This is a genomic window from Photorhabdus cinerea, assembly GCF_011189575.1.
GTDB lineage: Bacteria > Pseudomonadota > Gammaproteobacteria > Enterobacterales > Enterobacteriaceae > Photorhabdus > Photorhabdus cinerea.
The window spans coordinates 55,106-75,417 of the sequence record NZ_PUJW01000013.1; the positions used below are offsets into that span (position 1 = coordinate 55,106).

The 20,312-nt window shown below is 40.4% G+C and carries 31 protein-coding genes and 4 pseudogenes; 30 read left to right on the forward strand and 5 right to left on the reverse strand.

Annotation, left to right across the window (positions count from 1 at the left end; all coding sequences use genetic code 11):
* Positions 1 to 2: 2 nt before the first annotated feature.
* From C5469_RS13640 to C5469_RS13670, 7 genes are all read left to right on the forward strand, one after another.
* Positions 3 to 299 carry a hypothetical protein gene (locus C5469_RS13640; RefSeq protein WP_166307585.1) on the forward strand — a complete coding sequence of 99 codons (297 nt, stop codon included), beginning with the start codon at positions 3 to 5 and terminating at the stop codon, positions 297 to 299.
* Between the two features lie 15 nt (positions 300 to 314).
* Entirely contained in the window at positions 315 to 1,514 is a 1,200-nt protein-coding gene (locus C5469_RS13645; RefSeq protein WP_166307588.1) for a helix-turn-helix domain-containing protein, read from the forward strand.
* 100 nt (positions 1,515 to 1,614) lie between these two features.
* A complete protein-coding gene (locus tag C5469_RS13650) occupies positions 1,615 to 2,208 on the forward strand; it encodes a DUF1367 family protein (protein ID WP_166307591.1) in 594 nt (197 codons plus the stop codon).
* A gap of 15 nt (positions 2,209 to 2,223) precedes the next feature.
* Positions 2,224 to 2,523, forward strand: a complete 300-nt coding sequence (locus tag C5469_RS13655) for a Ref family recombination enhancement nuclease (protein ID WP_166307594.1) — start codon at positions 2,224 to 2,226, stop codon at positions 2,521 to 2,523.
* Positions 2,511 to 3,026 carry an antiterminator Q family protein gene (locus tag C5469_RS13660; protein ID WP_166307597.1) on the forward strand — a complete coding sequence of 172 codons (516 nt, stop codon included), beginning with the start codon at positions 2,511 to 2,513 and terminating at the stop codon, positions 3,024 to 3,026. Before C5469_RS13655 ends, C5469_RS13660 begins: the two co-directional genes overlap by 13 nt.
* A 179-nt stretch (positions 3,027 to 3,205) precedes the next feature.
* Complete coding sequence (locus C5469_RS13665) at positions 3,206 to 3,421, forward strand: hypothetical protein (protein WP_166307600.1); 216 nt, start codon at positions 3,206 to 3,208, stop codon at positions 3,419 to 3,421.
* Positions 3,422 to 3,506: 85 nt separating this feature from the next.
* On the forward strand, positions 3,507 to 4,550 hold the full coding sequence (locus C5469_RS13670; protein ID WP_207629040.1) for a DNA-methyltransferase: 1,044 nt from the start codon (positions 3,507 to 3,509) through the stop codon (positions 4,548 to 4,550).
* 43 nt (positions 4,551 to 4,593) lie between these two features.
* Here C5469_RS13670 and C5469_RS13675 read toward each other — a convergent pair whose 3' ends face one another.
* Positions 4,594 to 4,995: a YjaA family stress response protein gene (locus C5469_RS13675; RefSeq protein WP_166307603.1), complete on the reverse strand. Its 402-nt coding sequence runs from the start codon at positions 4,993 to 4,995 to the stop codon at positions 4,594 to 4,596.
* A gap of 160 nt (positions 4,996 to 5,155) precedes the next feature.
* Between C5469_RS13675 and C5469_RS13680 the strand changes: the two genes are divergently transcribed.
* From C5469_RS13680 to C5469_RS24500, 4 genes and pseudogenes are all read left to right on the forward strand, one after another.
* Positions 5,156 to 5,338: a phage holin family protein gene (locus tag C5469_RS13680; protein ID WP_011147597.1), complete on the forward strand. Its 183-nt coding sequence runs from the start codon at positions 5,156 to 5,158 to the stop codon at positions 5,336 to 5,338.
* Positions 5,322 to 5,858, forward strand: a pseudogene (locus tag C5469_RS13685) (lysozyme). The gene C5469_RS13680 and the pseudogene C5469_RS13685 overlap by 17 nt, the downstream one beginning before the upstream one ends.
* Positions 5,859 to 5,950: 92 nt before the next feature.
* Complete coding sequence (locus tag C5469_RS13690) at positions 5,951 to 6,244, forward strand: lysis protein (protein ID WP_242689469.1); 294 nt, start codon at positions 5,951 to 5,953, stop codon at positions 6,242 to 6,244.
* A 92-nt stretch (positions 6,245 to 6,336) separates the two neighbouring features.
* Positions 6,337 to 6,399 carry a hypothetical protein gene (locus tag C5469_RS24500; protein WP_422615860.1) on the forward strand — a complete coding sequence of 21 codons (63 nt, stop codon included), beginning with the start codon at positions 6,337 to 6,339 and terminating at the stop codon, positions 6,397 to 6,399.
* 179 nt (positions 6,400 to 6,578) lie between these two features.
* Here C5469_RS24500 and C5469_RS13695 read toward each other — a convergent pair whose 3' ends face one another.
* Positions 6,579 to 6,941: a hypothetical protein gene (locus C5469_RS13695; RefSeq protein ID WP_166307606.1), complete on the reverse strand. Its 363-nt coding sequence runs from the start codon at positions 6,939 to 6,941 to the stop codon at positions 6,579 to 6,581.
* A gap of 574 nt (positions 6,942 to 7,515) precedes the next feature.
* Complete coding sequence (locus C5469_RS13700) at positions 7,516 to 7,800, reverse strand: DUF2622 domain-containing protein (protein ID WP_166307609.1); 285 nt, start codon at positions 7,798 to 7,800, stop codon at positions 7,516 to 7,518.
* Between the two features lie 178 nt (positions 7,801 to 7,978).
* Here C5469_RS13700 and C5469_RS13705 point away from each other — a divergent pair, with 178 nt between their 5' ends.
* The 19 genes and pseudogenes from C5469_RS13705 to C5469_RS13785 all read left to right on the forward strand — a co-directional run bounded on the left by C5469_RS13705 (position 7,979) and on the right by C5469_RS13785 (position 19,123).
* Positions 7,979 to 8,185, forward strand: a complete 207-nt coding sequence (locus C5469_RS13705) for a DUF551 domain-containing protein (RefSeq protein WP_166307612.1) — start codon at positions 7,979 to 7,981, stop codon at positions 8,183 to 8,185.
* Between the two features lie 48 nt (positions 8,186 to 8,233).
* Positions 8,234 to 8,400 (forward strand): annotated as a pseudogene (locus C5469_RS24700) (terminase small subunit); the annotation flags it as partial.
* Positions 8,401 to 8,510: 110 nt separating this feature from the next.
* A complete protein-coding gene (locus tag C5469_RS23645) occupies positions 8,511 to 8,903 on the forward strand; it encodes a terminase small subunit (RefSeq protein ID WP_242689474.1) in 393 nt (130 codons plus the stop codon).
* Between the two features lie 26 nt (positions 8,904 to 8,929).
* Complete coding sequence (locus C5469_RS13715; protein ID WP_166307778.1) at positions 8,930 to 10,165, forward strand: PBSX family phage terminase large subunit; 1,236 nt, start codon at positions 8,930 to 8,932, stop codon at positions 10,163 to 10,165.
* On the forward strand, positions 10,165 to 10,356 hold the full coding sequence (locus C5469_RS24505) for a hypothetical protein (RefSeq protein WP_166307615.1): 192 nt from the start codon (positions 10,165 to 10,167) through the stop codon (positions 10,354 to 10,356). The genes C5469_RS13715 and C5469_RS24505 overlap by 1 nt, the downstream gene beginning before the upstream one ends.
* Positions 10,317 to 11,517 (forward strand): annotated as a pseudogene (locus C5469_RS23650) (DUF1073 domain-containing protein); the annotation flags it as partial. The gene C5469_RS24505 and the pseudogene C5469_RS23650, both read left to right, overlap by 40 nt.
* 6 nt (positions 11,518 to 11,523) lie before the next feature.
* Positions 11,524 to 12,258 carry a phage baseplate protein gene (locus C5469_RS24270; RefSeq protein WP_339414408.1) on the forward strand — a complete coding sequence of 245 codons (735 nt, stop codon included), beginning with the start codon at positions 11,524 to 11,526 and terminating at the stop codon, positions 12,256 to 12,258.
* Complete coding sequence (locus C5469_RS13735) at positions 12,255 to 12,560, forward strand: phage baseplate plug family protein (protein ID WP_166307621.1); 306 nt, start codon at positions 12,255 to 12,257, stop codon at positions 12,558 to 12,560. Before C5469_RS24270 ends, C5469_RS13735 begins: the two co-directional genes overlap by 4 nt.
* Before the next feature lie 110 nt (positions 12,561 to 12,670).
* On the forward strand, positions 12,671 to 13,159 hold the full coding sequence (locus C5469_RS13740) for a hypothetical protein (RefSeq protein WP_166307624.1): 489 nt from the start codon (positions 12,671 to 12,673) through the stop codon (positions 13,157 to 13,159).
* Between the two features lie 32 nt (positions 13,160 to 13,191).
* Positions 13,192 to 13,755, forward strand: coding sequence for a Gp138 family membrane-puncturing spike protein (locus C5469_RS13745; protein ID WP_166307627.1), 564 nt, complete (start codon positions 13,192 to 13,194; stop codon positions 13,753 to 13,755).
* Positions 13,756 to 14,255: 500 nt separating this feature from the next.
* Positions 14,256 to 14,789: a hypothetical protein gene (locus tag C5469_RS13750; RefSeq protein ID WP_166307630.1), complete on the forward strand. Its 534-nt coding sequence runs from the start codon at positions 14,256 to 14,258 to the stop codon at positions 14,787 to 14,789.
* 155 nt (positions 14,790 to 14,944) lie between these two features.
* Positions 14,945 to 15,118 carry a hypothetical protein gene (locus C5469_RS13755; protein ID WP_166307633.1) on the forward strand — a complete coding sequence of 58 codons (174 nt, stop codon included), beginning with the start codon at positions 14,945 to 14,947 and terminating at the stop codon, positions 15,116 to 15,118.
* A gap of 98 nt (positions 15,119 to 15,216) precedes the next feature.
* Entirely contained in the window at positions 15,217 to 15,573 is a 357-nt protein-coding gene (locus C5469_RS13760; RefSeq protein WP_166307636.1) for a contractile injection system sheath initiator, read from the forward strand.
* Positions 15,573 to 16,813: pseudogene (locus C5469_RS13765) on the forward strand (baseplate J/gp47 family protein). The gene C5469_RS13760 and the pseudogene C5469_RS13765 overlap by 1 nt, the downstream one beginning before the upstream one ends.
* Positions 16,814 to 17,353 (forward strand): DUF2612 domain-containing protein, encoded by a 540-nt coding sequence (locus C5469_RS13770; RefSeq protein WP_166307639.1) that lies wholly within the window; start codon positions 16,814 to 16,816, stop codon positions 17,351 to 17,353.
* Positions 17,340 to 17,540 carry a hypothetical protein gene (locus C5469_RS13775; RefSeq protein ID WP_166307642.1) on the forward strand — a complete coding sequence of 67 codons (201 nt, stop codon included), beginning with the start codon at positions 17,340 to 17,342 and terminating at the stop codon, positions 17,538 to 17,540. Before C5469_RS13770 ends, C5469_RS13775 begins: the two co-directional genes overlap by 14 nt.
* The gene (locus C5469_RS24275) at positions 17,521 to 17,955 is read left to right on the forward strand and encodes a phage tail protein (RefSeq protein ID WP_339414373.1); all 435 of its coding nucleotides are present in this window, start codon (positions 17,521 to 17,523) and stop codon (positions 17,953 to 17,955) included. Before C5469_RS13775 ends, C5469_RS24275 begins: the two co-directional genes overlap by 20 nt.
* 142 nt (positions 17,956 to 18,097) lie before the next feature.
* Positions 18,098 to 18,676 carry a gp53-like domain-containing protein gene (locus tag C5469_RS24280; RefSeq protein ID WP_339414375.1) on the forward strand — a complete coding sequence of 193 codons (579 nt, stop codon included), beginning with the start codon at positions 18,098 to 18,100 and terminating at the stop codon, positions 18,674 to 18,676.
* Positions 18,677 to 19,123, forward strand: a complete 447-nt coding sequence (locus C5469_RS13785; protein ID WP_166307645.1) for a tail fiber assembly protein — start codon at positions 18,677 to 18,679, stop codon at positions 19,121 to 19,123.
* Between the two features lie 147 nt (positions 19,124 to 19,270).
* Here the strand turns inward: C5469_RS13785 and C5469_RS13790 are convergent, their stop codons facing one another.
* Entirely contained in the window at positions 19,271 to 19,555 is a 285-nt protein-coding gene (locus C5469_RS13790) for a SymE family type I addiction module toxin (RefSeq protein ID WP_166307648.1), read from the reverse strand.
* Positions 19,556 to 19,697: 142 nt separating this feature from the next.
* The gene (locus C5469_RS13795) at positions 19,698 to 19,883 is read right to left on the reverse strand and encodes a helix-turn-helix domain-containing protein (RefSeq protein WP_202924547.1); all 186 of its coding nucleotides are present in this window, start codon (positions 19,881 to 19,883) and stop codon (positions 19,698 to 19,700) included.
* Positions 19,884 to 20,312: the final 429 nt, after the last annotated feature.

Genomic DNA, 20,312 nt, shown 5'->3' on the forward strand with positions numbered 1-20,312 from the left:
AATTGAATGAAAAATTTGAAGGCTATACTCCAGATCTTTTTAAAGAAGAAGATAGTAAACATCATAATGACATTGATACGTTAGGTGTGTTGTTAATAAATATTAATCCACCATATCATGAATCTCAGGCCAGCATGATGGATTTAAGGATTGTGGTTCCTTTTACCAATCTGAAAGGTTTTCACTATAATAAATCTGTAACGGAGCTTTTAGCGCTCTATACTGGAGAGAAGAAGATAGTCATTCCTGATATGGTTTTACCTAAGCTCAAGAAGCGCCTGAAGGATCAGGAAAAATAGAATAGGTGAGACATTATGAGAGTGGGAATTTCTGGTTTCCAATCTGAAAGGTTGACACAGATAAGAGAAGCGAGGGGATTATCGAAAATTAACCTTGGTAGGTTAGTGGATCGTTCGCCATCAACTATTACCAAATGGGAAAACGGTAATCATTCCCCCGATGCAGAAGTATTGCATAGCTTAAGTCAGATTCTTAATTGCCCGGTAAGTTGGTTCACAAAGCCTATTGTTAAGTACGAAAAAAAACCAGTATTCTTCCGAACACTTTCAACCACGGCAAAAGACTTATGTATCGCTTCAGAGCGATACATGGGGTGGTTTCAAGAGTTATCATGTAAGATGCAAGAATATCTTGATTATCCAAAGGTTAACATTCCTCATCTTAACGTAAAGGATTACAGAGCGATAGATGATCAATTGATTGAAAGAATGGCTTTTGAGTGTAGGAAAGCTTGGGGATTAGGTATTGCACCGATAGATGATCTATTACTGGTAATGGAGAATGCGGGGATAGTTTGTTCCAGATTTGAACAAGGTAGTTCTGTAATGGATGGCTATTCCCAATGGAATGATTTAGAGAATAGACCGTATGTGGTTTTAGCTAGTGACAAAGATAACTATTATCGTAGTCGATTTGATGCTGCTCATGAATTAGGCCATATAGTCTTACATCGATATATAAATAAATTTGATACTATTAATTTTAATCCAATAGAAGAGCAAGCACATAAGTTTGCGTCGAGTTTCATGCTGCCGGAAGAGTCATTTTCTGTAGAGCTTCCTCCATATCCTACATTACAGAATTTCATATCTTTAAAAAATCGCTGGGGGATGTCTGCACAATCTATGATCCTTAGAGCGAGAAATTTAGAATTAATATCTTCTCTGGAATATCAGAGGTTATATAAAAATATTTCTGCTAGAGGTTGGCGAAAAGGAGAGCCGCTTGATGATCTTAGAAAACCAGAGTCGGTTCGTTTGTTACCTAGGTGCTTGAATCTATTATTAGATTCTGGAACTTTTAGTAAAAAAACACTTCTTGAGGAATTTGGTTTCCCAAAAGGAGATTTAGAGGATTTATGTTCAGTTCCTAAGGGATTCTTGTCAGAATCACAGGTACTTGATTTCCAATCCAGAATACAATTGAAGAATAGTATTAATATATCTACTACACAACAAGATACAAATGTCGTTAATTTATTTAATAGAAAGTAAAATTGGGAATTAATACTAACACCTGTTATTCTATTCGTATCGGCCTGAACATCCGATAACCTAAACAAAAGCTGCTGTGTCATAACTTTGAGGATAAGTAATGACGCAGCATAGTTTTATCAAAATCTCGAATGACACCCTGAGACCGGCGACTCTCGCAGCCTGGGAATACCTGCATTCCAAAGTGAAGTATGGCGATGTGCTCTATGCGGATTTTAAGAAAGCACGTAACCCGCGTTTCCATCGTAAATATTTTGCCCTTCTGAATCTTGGCTATGAATACTGGGAACCTACTGGGGGCACCATTTCCCCAGAAGAGAAAGTGTTTGTGCGTGGCTACGTACAATTTCTTGCACACTTCGTGGGCAGTGAAGATGTCTTACAATCCGCTGCGGATGAATATCTTGCTGGCATATCTAAAAACCGAGCCCAGAATATTACTGCCACCAAATCCTTTGATGCCTTTCGGCGCTGGGCAATAGTGGAATCAGGGCACTATGACATTTACGAAATGCCCAACGGCAGTCTGTACCGTGAACCTCGTTCAGTCAGTTTCGCCAAAATGGAAGAGATGGAATTTCAGGAACTTTATAAAGATACATTAAACGTGCTTTGGAACTTTATTTTGTATCGCAATTTCCCGACCCGAAATGCCGCTGAACATGCTGCTTCTCAGTTGTCCGATTTTATGTAATGAGAGGCAGAGCCAATGGCTAAAAATGAAAAACAATGGCTTTCTGATGTGACATTACTGGGATGTATCTGTTGTCGGAATATGGGGTTGGGGGTAACACTTGCGGAAATTCATCATGTGAGAGCGGTACAGGATATGGCCCAAAGGGCTGCTCATTTCTCTATTCTGCTGTTATATCCTCGCTATCATCGAGCGTTTTATCCCAAGAGCTTTCATGCGGTACCGAAGACATGGCAAGCAATCCACGGTATGGCAACGGAACTATTGCCCCAAGTTAAAAGGGAAGTTGAGGTGGTACGGTTATGTCGGGTGTGATATTTTCGACGGATGGGCTGCAATTGACTCACGCACAAGAAATTTGGTTGCAGGACTGGTTACCCAAGTTCGGTGCATGGGTGTATTCTGGCAGGCTTGATAAACGTCAGAGCAGTATGATTGCTGAGCTTATGGCGACGGTAGAGCTGAGAGGTTATCCAAAACGTCCGGTATGCAATGATGATGACGGAATGTTAATCGCTAGGGTAGTAGACCATATTTACCATATTGATCGGGTTGCATTTGGGATGTTGCTTAGTCGATATGTTTATTGTGTATCTGATAGAGCAATTGCCAAACATTATCATGCAACGGTTCAGCCAAGAATTATGATCCGCAGAAATGGTATGTTGCGTAAGCGAAAGCCATCAATGTCAACTTGTCGGCGTGAGGTTGAGGAAATATTAAGAGCAACGGAATATTTGATTTATCAACCATTGCAAGATGCCTTTATAAGACGGGAACAGGAAAGAAAATCAAAACTTTTGTCACGAACGTGTTGACATCTTTGAACTTATGAGCCACCATTTCAGTATATGTTGCGATAGTAGCATTCGTGACTGATAGCCTCGCCCCGTGCGGGGTTTTTTATTGCCTGAAATTCAGATAAGACTTGCTGTTGTCATCGGTCAGAGTTACATGTGTGTCTATGCACAATAATTGACCAAAGGTTTAAATTATCATGCTAAAACATGAAGATATGACAACAACAGCCTCATGTGTTTTAGAAACCGTACCAATGTATGACTGGGTTTCTATTCCTGATGTTTCAACTCTGACGGGGCTATCAACACCGCGTTGCCAATTACTTTTAACTCAATTTTGTCTGGCTGGCTTGATGGAAAGCCGGGACAACGACACCTTTTTCAAGCGTTGCCCTGATGGGGTAACTTCTTAAGCGGTGAAATGGACGGCTGGTGGAGTTGACGACACTAGCCATTCGCCTGTTCTGTGCTAACCAGAGAGTAAGCCAGTATCGATTTATGGAAAATATTGTGAATTTAAGTGGTATCACATTAATTAATGACGACTCTCTACGATTTATCAAAACGTTACCAGACAACTGCATAGACTTAATTGCCACTGATCCACCCTATTTTCGGGTAAAAGAGTGTGGTTGGGACAGACAATGGGAGGATGTAACGGCTTATCTTGAGTGGTTGGATGAAGTACTGACTGAATTCTGGCGTGTGCTGAAACCCAACGGCAGTTTGTATATGTTTTGTGGTTCGCGTCTGGCGTCTGATACGGAAGTCCTTGTTCGTGAACGGTTCAATGTGCTTAACCACATTATCTGGGCAAAACCTTCAGGTCCATGGCGCAGGCAGAATAAAGAAAGTTTAAGGGCTTATTTCCCTTCCACTGAACGGATCATCTTTGCTGAACATTATCAGGGGCCTTATCAACCTAAAGGTGATGGGTATTTCCACAAATGCCGCGAACTTAAGCAATATGTCTTTAAACCGCTTGTGGACTACTTTCGCAATGCACGAAAGGTGTTGGGTGTCACAGCAAAAGAAATTAACACTGCCACGGGAAAACAGATGGCCAGTCACTGGTTCAGTGATAGCCAGTGGCAATTACCCAATGAAGTGGATTACCAAAAACTGCGGGTATTGTTCGCTCGAATAGCCAGAGAAAAACACCAGAACGGAGAATTAAACAGGCCGTATCATGAGTTAGTAGAATCTCATCTTACTCTGTCACGCCAATATGAGGAATTGAGTCTGGAATATGGGCTGCTGCGCCGTCCGTTCTCGGTGACGGTAGATGTGCCTTATACTGATGTCTGGTCTTTTCCACCTGTTCAGTATTACCCAGGTAAACATCCTTGCGAAAAGCCGGCAGACTTGATGGCGCATATTATCCGATCCAGTAGTCGGGAAGGGGATTTGGTGGCGGACTTCTTTATGGGATCGGGCTCAACACTAAAAGCGGCACTGAAGCTGAATCGTAGGGTCTTGGGTGTAGAATTGGAAGAAGAGTACTTTAACCAAACTAAGCGGGAAATTGGGGTAATAATATGAATAACTACCTCGCTGCGGTGAGGGGTTATTTGAGTTTCTCTCATTAGTTATTATGGCGAAATAGTGAATTGTTGGATAGTATTTGGCGGATTTCATCGTCAGAAAGTGGTTGTAATCTAGGTGAACAGAGATTAACTTTTTGACTTGAAGTAATGCTCTTAGCGAGATCTATATAAGCTCTAAATTCAACTTGGCTGTGTCCACCTTCATTCATTTCCATCGGCTGAATAATTACATGATGGTTTGACAAAAAAAAGTTATACCAAGTATTTTTTCTCACTTTCTTTATTAATTTTTTAAGCAAAAACATTGCAGGTATCATTTGCCCTAGTAATAAACGAGATGTGGTAAAGGGAGTGTCGGGGGTACCAGAGACTTCCTTACCAGTGCTGACGTTGCGAACAACAATTTTATTAATATATAGTCGTATGTAAATTAAGCTCATGAAAATGTGTATGTCAGGTAATTCAAATTTGTTGCAAGTATACGTTCTTCTCTTAATACAGTGAAGTCTGATGCTTATTGAGTCTTTTAAATCAATACTGGGCAAATTAGCCCAAATAATTAAATTAACTAAATGATCACTCCATCAGTGGGATGGAATTATGCGTATGGACAAATACACCAGCCCCACTGCATACACTTGGGGCACATTTACAGCAATGCTTGGAGCTCTGTCGCTGAACGACTGGGCCATCATTATTGGCATTATCTGTACTGTTGGCACCTTTGGGGTCAACTGGTACTACAAGCATCGGGAGCTTAGCCGCAATGACAAAGACCAGTAAGTTAAGTGCTGCGGTTATCGGTCTGGTTCTCTCTGGTGCAGGTGCCACGGCGATACTGTCTCAGTTCTTGGACGAGAAAGAGGGTAACCGGCTATCAACGTATCAGGATGCGGGGGGAGTCTGGGCAATTTGCCGAGGTGTGACTCGGATTGATGGAGCTCCCGCTCGTCAGGGGATAAGGTTAATACCGAATCAGTGCCGTGACCTCAATGCACAAGAAGCAAAGCAGGCCATTGCATGGGTAAAACGCAATGTGCGAGTGCCATTAACTGAGCCTCAGATAGCAGGTATTGCCAGCTTTTGCCCATATAACATTGGCCCATCGAAATGCTTCTCTTCCACGTTCTATAGAAAGCTGAATGCCGGAGATAAGAAAGGCGCTTGTGCTGAGATAAAACGCTGGGTATTTGACAATTGTCGAGACTGTTGACAGACCAAAGGGCAGGCAAACGGCTGTTATGGTCAAGTTGAGCGACGTGCCCAAGAATCGGAATTAACTTGCTGGGGGCTGGATGAATAGATATTCGTTGGCCAGAATATTGTTTCTGTTTGGTTTCGTTCTTGCTTTGATAGGTAAAGATGGATGGGGCTGGTTTCTGGGGTGTTGTTGCTATGAAATTTAGCTTTCATTACTACACGATACTAGCGTTGATCCTTATTTTATTGATAGCGTATTACTATCACTCTGAGTTACAGAGAGAACGTCATGTTACAAAGCAGCAGCAAGAAGACATTCAGCAACTCACAGACACTATCGACTATCAGAACTCTCACATCACGATGTTGAACGAATTGGATGTGAAACATACGAAGGAACTTGCTAATGCTAAATCTGAAATTGATGCTCTTCGCAATGATGTTACCGCTGGTCGTCGTCGGTTGCGCATCGCGGCCATCTGTAATTAAGATGAAACCACTGCCACCTCCAAATTGGATGATGCAGCTCCCCCCGACCTACTAACTCCGCTATCCGAAATTATTGGATTCTCAGAGATCGAATTGCAATTTCAAAGCAAATAATTTTGGGCTTGCAGAACTATATTAGGACTCGGTGTCAGTGAGGTGATTATGACAGAAAGAGGGATTCTTTTCTTAGTATATGAAAAAGTGCGTGAAGAGATTGAGTGGTGATCGTTCAAAGAAATTATCAACGAATAATTACACTCTAAGCCAGAAATGGGGACTCTTCACAGCACAGGTAAAAGACTATTCAGAGTAAAATTGTTCAAAAAAATTGAGATTAATCCGGTTTTGATGCTTTTGACATACCATAGTTATAGTAATCAACTTCAGATTGACAACTTTTGCATAAAGTTTCGTCGTAGGCGTAGTATTCATATAATTGCGAGTCAGGAAGTAGAAAGTTACATGTAGTGTGCTCTTCTCCAATGCTATGTCCTGTACAACACAAATTTTCAATTAAGGGAAGGATTGCTTTGTTAAAGTTGTAAAGCTGGCGAGAAGAAAGCTTATCTGTTCCATTTTCTAAAACAAAAGATGCAATGCCATAAACAGTTTTTTCGTCTAACTCATGCTCAATAGCACTCGATTCAATAATTTCTCTCTTTTTTTCAACTAAATAGCGGAGAGCTTCAAGGTTCATAGAATATCCTTTAGTTGTGTTTCAAATGAGGTGAACTTATAGTAATACTAAGTATTACTATAAAGTCAATAATGATAATTCCATATTGTGAAGAAGATAAGACAATAAATAACGTTTCATAATTCTGCTACACGCAGCATTACTCACCCATTGTTATATATAATTATGAGTAGTATAAGATGTAAAACTATTTTGGAATCTTAATTTATATGAAACCGTAAATTACGTACCTATTTTATAAAGTAACTTCATTAAAATTTTTTTGTAGAGTTTTATATAAGTTTTTGTCTGATGGTCTAGTGATACCACGGATTTATTTTAGATGTAGCGGAAAGTTCTAATTGCAACTGTTTCCAGTTTGGAAATAATTTAGTAAGGATTAATTATGAAATTTAAAGAGTTAATATCTGAATCACAATTAATAGCACGTGAAGTATTAGTAGATATGTTGAGGATGAAATACCAACATAAACTAAGCCTGGGTTTGAATGTTGTTAAGATTTCCAGGCCACCATGTAGGGAAGACGTTTGTGGCCTTGGAAAGTGAAGAGTCTGCTCGTGGCTCAGGAGAGGATTAAGTTTCATCAAGTCCTTTCCAGGTTCTTCCGTTAGATTCGGTGACCAACACTGATGGATTTTTCTTTACTGATTTGGCGATGTCGTAAGCTAAATCACGAACTTCTCCTCTGTCCTTACTATTAGATTCATAATTATATTCTGCTGAAGGTAAATAATATCGGGTTCCATCACCAGGGGTAATTGTCTTTTTAAAGCCTTTAACTTTCATTTTATCGTAGAGTAAATCGTAATCAGAGCTAACAGCATTATGAAGCTCTACACGAACAGTGAAAGATGTCATTCTTAATGCCTCATTTGACTGTGGAATGACCAATTTATCAATTTTCCTCGACTGTGGAAAGTAAGAAACTACCTTACCTGATGTGGTTAAAAGCAGGCATGTATAATGGTGTCTATTCAATAAGTGACTACGATAATGATACATTGTTCATTAATTGATCAGATTAAAGGAAGAAAGAATGAATTGGATATCAATAGATGACAAATTGCCTGAAATGGTTAGACAATATGAAATGTTTCTTGTTGTCACTGATAAAGGTATAGGTACAGCAGTCTATGATAGTCTAAATGAGTTCTCTAGAATAATTGTAAGTGGTAGTACCCAGTATTCACATTACACGGTTACACATTGGATGCGACTACCAGAACCACCAACAGCTAAATAAATTCAAACAAGGTCGCCCAGTGCGGCTTTTTTTATTTAAGGAAATGAAATGGCAAAACCGGACTGGGACGAGCTTCAGCAACGGTTCCTGTCCGAACACGCTAAAACTGGCATATCACCGCGTGAGTGGTGCAAATTGCAGGGACTGAACTACGCTAGTGCTCGTCGATACATTAAAAAACCGGCTGTGCAATACTGCACAAAAGCAGCTTGCGCCTGCACAAGATGAAAGTGCAATTTGCGTACTTTCGCAGAATGATGACAAAGAAAACCTAGGGATACTTAAACCACAGCATGAGAGCTTTGCTCAGAATATTGCGCAGGGCATGCCGCAGAAAGAGGCGGCTATCTGCGCGGGTTATGCACCAAACAACGCCGAATCACAGGCTAGTGTGATGTTCAAGCGGCCTGACATTCGACGGCGCATAAAGGAGTTGAGGCAAGAGGCTGCGCTTCTGGTTTCATTTAATGCCAAAGACTTAGCCGAGTTATCACACAAGGCAGCGCAGCAAGCGTTAGCAGATAAGAAATTTGGTCAAGTTGCGCCAAATATTAAAAACGCAGCTCAGCTCACTGGTATTGACATGAGTAGTAATAAGACAGAAGTTAATGTCGATTTGGCCGGATTGAGCTATGGAAAGGTCTGCATTGTGACCCCTGCGAATTGCCCGGCTGATGTGTGGGTTTCTCACATGGAAAAACTGCGCGAGGGAAAATAGACAGCCCGGTCATAATTGATGGTGTTCTGTACGCCTTTAGTAGTGACTGGGCGACAGAAGTTTTATACGACCAACCGTTAGGCTCTGTTCGTTGGCGTTGGACGTACGGCGGGCGTGGTGGCGGTAAATCGGTAGAGATTGCTCGTGCGCTGGTATTGTTGGGTGCTATAGAGTCAATGACGATTCTCTGTGCGCGTGAATTCCAGAACTCAATCAATGATTCGGTACTTGCACTGCTTGAGGCGCAAATCATTGAGCTTGGCTTGTCCCACTTCTATAAAGTTAAGAACAACGAGATAGAAGGTCGGAATGGCACTCGCTTCACGTTTAAAGGTCTTCGTAACAATATTCAAAGCATCAAGTCGATGCATGGCATTAAGATCTGTTGGGTTGAAGAGGCTCAGACTGTTTCACAAGATAGTTGGGATATTCTTGGTCCGACCGTTCGCGCCAATAAATCCGAAGTCTGGGTTTCTTTCAACCCCAGAGAAGAGGAAGACCCAACATACAAACTGATGACCCGGCATCAGGAAGATCCCCCTGACGGCGGTGTTATTATTCGCAAGGTTAACTATTGCGATAACGCCTTTTTCCCTGACGTACTCCGGCAAGAGATGGAATATTGCAAACGCATCGATTATGAAGCGTATGAGCATATTTGGCTTGGATTACCAAAAGCACTCAGTGAAGCGGTTATCTTCTTTGGCAAGTACCGGGTTGAGGCATTTTCTAATGAGCTGTGGCTAGAAGCCGACAGACTTTTCTATGGGGCTGACTTCGGTTTCGCTAATGACCCGTCAACATTAATTCGCTGCTTCATTATCGGTACCAAACTATATATCGAATATGAAGCCTATGGGGTAGGCGTTGAATTAGATGAAATGCCCCAGTTCTATGATTCAGTGCCACTTTCTCGCAAATGGCCTATTCATGGGGACAGTAGCCGACCAGAAACTATCAGCTACTTATCGCGTCAGGGGTTCATTATTGACGGCGCCACAAAATGGCCCGGAAGTGTTGAGGACGGGATCACTTATCTTAAAGGCTTTGAAGAAATCATTATTCATGAACGCTGTAAGCACATGATTGATGAGGCAAGGCTCTATTCATACAAGACAGACCGCCTGACCGGTGAAGTCCTGCCGGTGGTGCTCGACAAACATAACCACTTATGGGATGCAGTACGTTATTCGCTGGATGGTTATATCACAGGTAAAAACAATCCTCTTCGTATATCTAAGAATCTGTTGGGGCGAATTTGATGTTTTCCATACGTAAGAAAAAGAAAGCGGAGGCTTCGCCAGTTGAACAGGATATTGATCAAGCATCACCTCAGCCGATGAATATACATCCGGATACTGTCGGATCGATAACAGAGAGAAAAGTAGCTCGGCCTGTTGAACCATACAGGCCCCTCCCGGTGTTGTTCCTACTGAGCAGTTATCCGCATTAATGGCAATGGATTCTACACCTTATGAATATATGACCGGTATAGGTGGTATATCGGGGGATGTGGGTTTCCCCGGTTATCCTTATCTGGTCCAACTGTCACAATTACCCGAATATCGGAAAATGGTAGGCACTATTGCAGGGGAGATGACTCGTAAGTGGATAAAGTTAACGTCCGTGGGGGATTGATGACAAATCAGATAAAATTAAAGCGCTTAATGAGGCTATTGAAAAATTCCATGTTCGTGAACGGTTAAAAAAATCCATTGAACATGATGGTTTTTTTGGGCGTGGTCAGATTTATATTGACGTGCGAACATCAAAAGGTGTGCTTGCTGCAACCGATCCGGTTGAACTTGAGTCTAGATTATTTCTGTCACCCAAAAAAATCACAAAGGGAAGTTTTATCGGTTTTAACGTCATTGAACCAGTATGGACATATCCCGGTATTTATAACGCTAACAACCCGTTGAGTAATGATTTCTATAAGCCATCAAGTTGGTATGTGATGGCAAAAACTGTACATGACAGCCGTTTGATTACATTTATCACCAGGCCATTAACCGATATGTTTAAACCTGCGTATAATTTCGGCGGCTTATCACTGACTCAGATTGCAGAATCTTATGTACAAAACTGGTATAGGACACGTGATAGCGTATCTGATTTGATCCATTCATTCTCTGTGTCTGGATTTAAAACCAATCTTCAATCGACGTTACAAGGACAGACGAATAATCCCGATCAGTTAATTTATCGTGCAGAATTGTTTAACAAGATGCGTGATAACCGAGGGGTAATGATGCTGGATAAAGAAGAGGAGTTTTTCCAGTTCAATACACCGCTAAGTGGCCTTGATTCATTGCAAGCACAGTCTCAGGAACATATGAGTTCAGTCAGTAGCATACCATTAGTTATTTTTACAGGTATCACACCGAGCGGGCTAAATGCGTCATCTGATGGGGAAATCCGTGTTTTCTATGACTTCATTGCTACCTTGCAAATGTTAGTGAAAGATGGACTGGCACGAATGATTGATATTATTCAATTATCCGAATTTGGCGAAATTGATCCTGATATTAACTTTACATTCGAACCATTGTATCAAATGACTGATGAACAAAAAGCCAGCATACGCAAGACCGATGCAGATACATCTGCTGTTAACAGTATGATATCTCCAGGGTATGGTATTTATTATGCATCCGGGCAGAAGCCGTTTACGCCCACCTTATTCATTGCAGTAGAAGTCACACGAGAGGCATCAATCACTACGGTGCCGATAGAGAAAGGCGGCTACACATCGTACAATAAAGTGCAGCGACCCGGTGAAGTCCATGTGACATTTTCGTTTGAGGGGTGGACCGGTTTTTCTGGTTCCGTGCCTAACTTAACAAACCTCACCCTGACGTCCCGTTCTGATGTTCTTGAAGCGTTAGATAAGATGGTATCCAGTGCCGAAATTTACGACATTGAAACACCTGATACTACGTACACAAGTTATGATTTGATTAAGTACGATTTTCGAATAAGGCAGGATAACGGTGTTACCTTACTGATTGTGACCGCAGTTTTCCAGGCTGTACAAGACATTGCCGAAGTGAAAATGAGCAGCAATGTTGCTAACAAGTCGAATACAACAAAGAATGAGACGGCGAAAGGCCCAAGTAAAAATACCGAACCGTCAACAAGTTCAACAAAACACGCCACACTATCCGATGTCAAAAAGGCCCTGACCGGATTGAAAAAATCCGTTTCCAGTGCTGCAACGCAAGTTGCCGATAAAGTTTCATCCGGTTTCAAGTGTGCGACAGAGACGATTACCGGTCCATTAAATGATTCTGTATTGAGTGCCACCAACCATCTCAATGATGCAGTAGAAGAATTATCAAGGAAATTAACGTGATTGAAATAGCGATCAGAGCAGCCAAAGCTCAGGAGTTCACTGTGACCTTGAATGAGCAGTCATGCATGATACGTCTCAATCAACGTAGCACAAGTTTATATATGGATTTAACCGTTAATGATAAACCTATATTGCAGGGAGTTGTGTGCCTCAACTGCAATAAAATTGTCCGTTACAGTTACTTACGGTTCCAGGGTGAACTGTTTTTTGCTGATCTGGATGGTTCATCTGATCCCTATTGGGAAGGGTTAGGGCAACGCTACAAATTATATTACCTTTTTCCAAGAGGGGTGATTCAGTGACGTACAAGTAACGCAATATCAAAGTTGAATTTCAGCTAGTTGACGGCAAGATATTTGATGATAGCGGTAACAATATACTGACTATCGAAAATGCACGCGCTTATGTCAACATGGCGGCGTGGGGCGGCATATCAGGGACACAAATAACATTACAAATCTGGGGCTTAACAACCAGCCAAATGGCAACGTTGAGTTATCGCGGGATCTGGATTGGTAGTGCGAAATTCAACTTAATGCGGGTGTGGGCGGATAGTCATGCCATATTTGAGGGTTTTATCAGTGATGCTTATGCAGATTTTAATCAGTTACCCGATACTCCCCTGACGATAACAGCCAGTGTGATGTTTGGTCTAAGAGCAAAGGAAGTTGAACCGTTCACTGCATCGGGAGATGTGGATATTGTCGATATTATTACTGCAATGGCTAAAAAAGCGGGTCTAACGGTTGAAAATTATGGCGCCACAGGTGTTATCTCAAATCCTCATTATACAGGAAACGTTGTTAATCAAATCCAACAGGCGGCAAATGCGCTAGATATAGACACTGACTTCGGGATTGATAAAGTAACTATTTGGCCTTATGGTCAACCCATCTTTTAGTGGCACTCCAGTGAAAACAGAGGATAAAAACAATGACGAAGCTGACAACAAAACCAACGGACATAAACAGTGAAGCGAATGCTTTTGACTTTGTCATGAGGCAGTTTCTTAGTCAGCATGTTTTTATCACTTTGGGCCTTATTATTAAATCGAACGGGAAAACCGTAGATGTAAAGCCGATGGTACATAATATGACGGGAACCGGGAGAAAAATCGAGAATGGAATAATCTATAATGTTCCAGTATTTCGTCTTCAGCGTGGTAACAGTACTGTCATTATGAATCCGGTTGTTGGTGATATTGGTTTAATTGCTATCTGTGATCGTGATATTAGCAGCATCAGAGCAACAAAAGCACCGGCATTGTCGGGTTCAAAAAGAACGCACAATTATTCAGATGCAATTTATCTGGGTGGAGTTTTAAACGCAGAACCACAACAATATGTTGAATTTATAGATAATCAGATAAGTATTGTTTCACCGAATAAAATTAACGTAGTCGCTCCAACAACGGAAATGACTTCATCAAATTCAATCACAATGAACTCACCATCTATTATATTAAATGGTGCGGTTATTCAAGGTGGTGGAGGGTAACGGTGGAAATGCAACATTCGATGGAACCGTGAGATAGTTAAAGCTGTAAATAAGGATGATAAATATGTAGAAATGAAGAAACTAAGAAATCTTTGTGAAACCCAGGTAAATTTTTTATTTTTCTCGGTCATTGTTTTAACAGGTAACAGTATTAGTTGAACTGTGAAACTGGAAAAGGTTACGAGTATGTGCGACTTGGAAAAGAGCTTCTTTTGACTGATATAGAGATAGAAGCAATTGTTCTGTACTATAAAGTCAATCACATTGAAGTCAACATTATTTATTTTAGCTGAAGTTTAGAGAATAAAATATAGAGAACGGTAAGTTATAAACCTGAGTCACACTGGTGGATATAGCCATCCTTGGTTTGGGGTTAATTGTTAACTCATTTGTCATTGTTAAATAGTGCACATTTTAATGGCAAGAAAAGTTAAATAGCATATGAAATAATCACAAAAAGCTGTAAGATATATCAACCAATTAAAAATGAGAGATAAAGAATGTTTAATCTTGAGCAGATCGGGCATGTGGTAAGAAATAGCATGCAGATTATTGTTGATGAGCTTAAGCTTAACCTTGCTGTAGGGGATATCTTTGATGATGATTACAGAATCCTTTCTCGCGGATATGGCGAACTAAACTGGGATGAATGTTTGTCTAGGGTAGGAAACAGAGAAGATAAATTTGAATTTTGCTTAAAGCTGGTAGAATGTGGAAATGTGCAAGGACCTCCTTCTGGGCTAGCTTTATGTACATATTCCATTGATGAGGAAAGTTTTGAAATTCATATGATAGAGAACTTCTATCGTGATGACGCAAAACATCCTTTAAATGGGAAAATGTTTCAACTTACCCTGATGGCTGCTTACATGTTTTGTAAATCTGCACAGGGTAAATATATCCGTATCATTGAGCCTGTTGAAGAAGTAATCTCCTATTACTCATCTTATGGATTTAACATGATGAAGTGTGGTTACATTATGGAGGCTGATATTGATACGTTTGAAACAATATTCAAGACAATCAAAGATTGATAAAAAAAGACTAGACACTAGAGTTTATAGTGATAGCATACGAAAACCAACAAGTATTAGTTTGTTTTTTGTGCAAGAGAAAACTTTGTTAATGTGAACACCCCTTATGGGCTCAGGCTCAAAGCTATTGGAGAGAAAATCTCTTAGGAGTCATTATGTCAAAGCAGAAAGCAGCCATTAAAGATATCAAAAAATTTGATACGCAGCAGGTGTATACTGCTGTGGGTGGAGCTGTTGACTTGTTGATAAAAGCTGCCCCAAAAATGTTTGAGCATAAGCCAAAAGTTGAGCTTCAAGGAAAGCGTAAGAATCATCGTCAAGCTGCTTAAAATTTTTTGAGTAGTCGTCAATAAACCCGCCCACAGTGCGGGTTTTTTCATATCTACACCGCTTAATTGCGGTTTTTTTATTTCTATAGGGTTCGAAAATGCAAACTCGTTCACTTCTGCTTGATACCGAGTCATGGGATTTAACGTTAGATGATTCTGGAAATATCGCCATTACTGATAATCCCTATTCTGTAGCGCAGGATGTCGCTTGTGCCTGTAGTACATATCTGGGTGAGTGCTGGTATGACACAACATTGGGTATTCCTTATTACCAGCGAATTTTGGGACATTGGCCGGGAACTCAACTAATCAACAGCAAAATGCAACAAGAAGCAGTGAAGTTACCTTATGTTCAATCTGCCATTTGTAAAGTTATAAACGGGAACGAAAGAACTATTGCGGGCACGATGACAATAACGGACATGAATAATCAATCAACGGTGGTAAATTTCTGATGACTAACTCTGTAGTACTGACAACAAGTGTTCCAAGTGTAACCTTTACAAAGACGGGTCTAACTGTGCCCGATGAGGTTGATATTTTAAATGGGCGGCTAAATGATTTGGCTACAGCAATGGGTGGTGCAATGAGTACGAGCTTAAAACACCACAGGGTCAAATAGCAATGAGTGATGCGGCTATCATTGCTGACAAGAACGATCAGTTACTTGCTATCGTCAATCAAATTAACCCGGATTATGCAACCGGACGTTTTCAAGATGCTATCGGACGAATTTATTTTTTAGATCGAATTCCTGCATCGGGAACAACGGTAACAGCAATATGCACTGGGTTAGTTAATACTGTTATTCCAATTGGTAGTATTGCTCAAGATAAAAAAGGGTATCTTTATCATTCAATAACAGAGGCTAAGATCCCTGACAGCGGCTCTGTTGATGTTGTTTTCCAAAACTCAACAACAGGGCCGTTAGCATGCCAAATTGATGACTTGAACACGATTTATAGCTCGGTGCCCGGGTGGTCTGGTATCAGTAATGCGAGTGCTGGTGTACCTGGTACAGATGAGGAAACCCGCGCTAATTTTGAGTATCGTCGTAAACAATCTGTTGCTAAAAATGCGACAAACTCATTACATGCTATTTATGCAGCAGTATTAGAAGTAAATGGGGTAGCAGATGCATACGTTATTTCAAATGATACTTCGGTAGTAAAAACAGTCGGGGTATCAAAATACAGAATAGCATCGAACTCTATTTATATTGCTGTATATGGGGGAAAGACTGAGGATGTCGCTAGAGCAATCTGGAAGAAAAAGCCGCCAGGTATTCCTACGAATGGAAATACAATTCACACAATTGTTGATGATGAAAATTATGTTCAGCCGTACCCTGAGTATGAAATTAAATATGTGATACCAACGTCCATTCGTGTTTATGCCAACGTCTCACTTGCTGATAGTGATTACCTTCCTGCTGATATTGAAACACAAGTTAAGTCGGCTATAGCACAAGCGTTTAACGGTGAAGACGGTGGAACGCGAGCAAGAATAGCATCTACATTATTTGCTGGTAGATATTATTCAGGTGTTTATAACATAGATACATCGAGTGTTGATATTTACAATATTACGCTTAGTCGTGACGGTACTACTTATTTAACATCAATTAGTTTTGGTATTGATGAAATTCCAACGCTTGACGTTGATAATATATCTGTGAAATTAGTAGGTTCATAAATGGAAAATATGGGAGCAACTATTCTTGCTCAGTATGCCGCTAGTCCAAAACTCAACTCACTTATTCGAAGTTTCAATGCCGCTGTTTCCTCCGCTGAATTTATTAATACATTTTACGACCTGATTTGGAACATTGACACAGCAAATACTTACGGTATAGGTTTTGGTGAAGCTTTACTGAATGTTCCGACAACGACAGATCCAAATCCATTTGACCAAGCACCATTTTATTCCGGGGAGTCAAAAACAAAAACTATTGAGCTATCAGATCAGATGTACCGAAAGCTAATTATGATGAAAGCCATATCAAATATATCTGACTGCACTATACCAAACATCAACAGAATGCTTGTTTATATGTTTAGCGATAGCGGACGTGCATATATCACTGATGATGGAAATATGAAGATGAGTTATGTATTTGAATTTCAGATATCAACAGCAGAATTAGCAATTGTTCAAACATCGGGAGCACTGCCTTACCCGGTTGGTGTCAGTGTCGCAATCGTTCAAAGGATACCAACAAATGAAATCAACTGAAAAACCTAATCTTATTGTTGTTCCGTTTGCGAGCGCCGGAGACTATAACGAGATTGCAACAAAATCAACTGAAAGCAGCTTGGCAAAAGGCGTAGCTACGTATCTGAGCGGTTTTCCCCCGTTAACGATGACAGTCTGCTGGTGGAATTCCTCCATCTGGCAAGGATATGAACGGGATATTGAATGATATTACTACCGCAATACGTTATTCAATGTCTGGTGGCTTGTATTCGTATAATGCTGACTTTAGTGCTGCCATTGATGGTTATCCTAAAGGGGCCATTGTTGCCAGTTTTGATGGAAGTAAAATTTGGTGGAATGGGGTAGAAGATAACAATACAGATCCGGATAGTACATCAGTTTCCGGTTGGAAAAATCTACTAGCAGATCCTAATGGGTTATTTCTACAGAAAGCTAATAACTTATCTGATATTAATAACAAAGCGACAGCGCGTAATAATTTGGGACTGGGAGAGATTGCAACTCAAGATTTTATTCTTGACGCCACACTCACAGAAAAAGGCATCACCCAACTTACAGACAAGACAGGTAACAGTAATACCCTTGCAGCAACTCAGAAACTTGTTTCTGATGTGAATTAATGCTAATAATAAGCTCGCTAAAAATCAAAATGGCGCTGACATCTTCAATAAAACTGAATTTGTAAAAAATATCGGTTTATCGGAAACGGTGGAGTTGGCTAAAGGGGCGGTGCCGAATAGCCGGAAAATTAACGGGAAGCTGTTGGCCGGGGATATTAGTTTGAATGCTGGGGATGTGGGAAGTTATGCTAAATCTGAGAGCGATAATACTTTCTTGCGCATTTCTAGCGATAAAACCGCAACAATTGGCAGTTTACTGATTGATAGTAAAACTCCATTTCCTGAATTACGTTTTAAGTCGAAAGATGGGTATGTATTGGGAATTAATGGTTCAGAAGGGAAATTGTTACATATCTATTCTAATGATCCCAGGAATCAGCGGCGTTACAATATATTAACGCCTGAGAGAAGTGGTACTCTTGCATTACAAAATACAGCTATAAAATCCGAAAATGGTTGGTGGCAATGTGGAGATACCGGGATTATTATTCAATGGGTTAAGGTTGCATCAGATCAGAAATCATGGATAAAAGTAAATTATCCAATTTCTTTTAAAAATAAGTTTTTTGGTTATATTGCAAGCATGTCGAGTATCAATACATCAACTGGTCACACATTAGTACGTAATGCAACACTATCGACATTTGAATATCAAGCAGGTACTCCCAACAATAATGAGAACCCAAGCAAAGTTGTACATATATTATTTTGGGGGGTATAAATGGTCTATTTTTCCAGAAAAGAATGTGCTTTTTATAATGAAGCTCATGAAGAGTGTGTTGAAATAACAGTAGAAAAACACAATGAATTGCTTGACGGTCAATCACGCGGCTTTGCTATCGTCAGTGATAAAGAGGGTTATCCAATTCTTACAAAACAAGCACCGTCTGTTTATCACAAATGGGATAGTGAAAAGTGGATAATATCAGAAAGTGATAAAATAAAGCTTAGATGGGAACAGCAGCAACAAGCAGAACATAAGAAACAGCAACTTATGTTCACTGTAAGTAAACAGATCGCTCCGTTACAAGATGCTGTAGATTTGGGGATGTCGAGTGATGAGGAAAAATCGCTGTTAACAGAGTTAAAAAAATATAGAGTATTATTGAACCGAATTGATGTTAATTCAGCGTCAGATATTAACTGGCCCGAAAAACCTTTAGAATAACGGAATCAGGGCCAATTGAACCGACCCCCAATAGTTAGATAAGTCTAATCAAATATGGCTTTTCTGTACTACTCTGACTGAATCGTCCTCAAAATGTTGGATAACTATCCAACATTTAAAGGTGTAGTCCATTTATGCTTTAGTCTATTAGATAATCATCAACCCACCAGGATAATACTTAATCCAATCAATAGCAGCACTGGGGTTAAATGGCTCAATACTCAGTCCTTCCAGGCATTGCCAGAGTTCCTGAGTGTTCTGGGCGGTAATAACAATACAGTCCGGCATCACCCGGATTTTTAGTGGCATTCCGAAGGTAAATCCAGCCTCCTGTAACCATTTTCCTTTTAAAGAAATACCGCTTTTAGCTACCTTGCCAAAACGTTCAGCTTGGGAAATTCTGCGAATTGTTTTATTATCGCGTTTAGCCATAATTAACTACCTTATATAGTTAGTTGTGGTAAGCAGGGTTATCGGGTGCCCGCCCGGTAGCTCTGCGTCAGTGAAAATAGTCTCTCAATGTTGAATTATGAACTATAGGTCACCTTTCTGCAATAAAAATGTGACCTATAGTTTACCTGGGCTTTTCGTTTTCAGGCAGTCCATTGAGGGCGTCATTCCAGTGTTGATCCCGTTCTATATTATTCACTATTTTGCTGATCCATGTTTCTGATTTGCCCCACCGTACAGCCAGTTCGCGGCGCGTCCAGCCTTTTCGTTTCATTTCAGACTTAAACAATTCTGGCGGTATACGTTTCAAAATTACTCCACAAATATAAACTGCTTATCGACACATCATAGTATAGCCATTTCGCCGGTAGGGTGACATTGGTAAATAAAATGACCGCTTAAGTGACATGAACTAGACTCCATGAACATAGGATATGCCATACCAGAAATACCTATCACTAAGGTGACTGTTATATGAAGTTGGGTCACATGCATGCGTCAAAAACTGACGGTATCAGGTGCTGGATTTATGAATAATACCCAATGAAGCAGAGATCTGGTGAGGCATTTTATTTTGCACTACGCATTATAATAGAGGTGTTAGTTCTATTTTAATGAGTATGGTATTAACACCTGACAGTGAGGAATTGGTTGCTATGCTACAGACATAAAAAAACCAACCTAATTGTGGTTGGTTTTTCCAAAAGCTCCGCGGCTCCTTTGCGTATCCTTTTGTGTT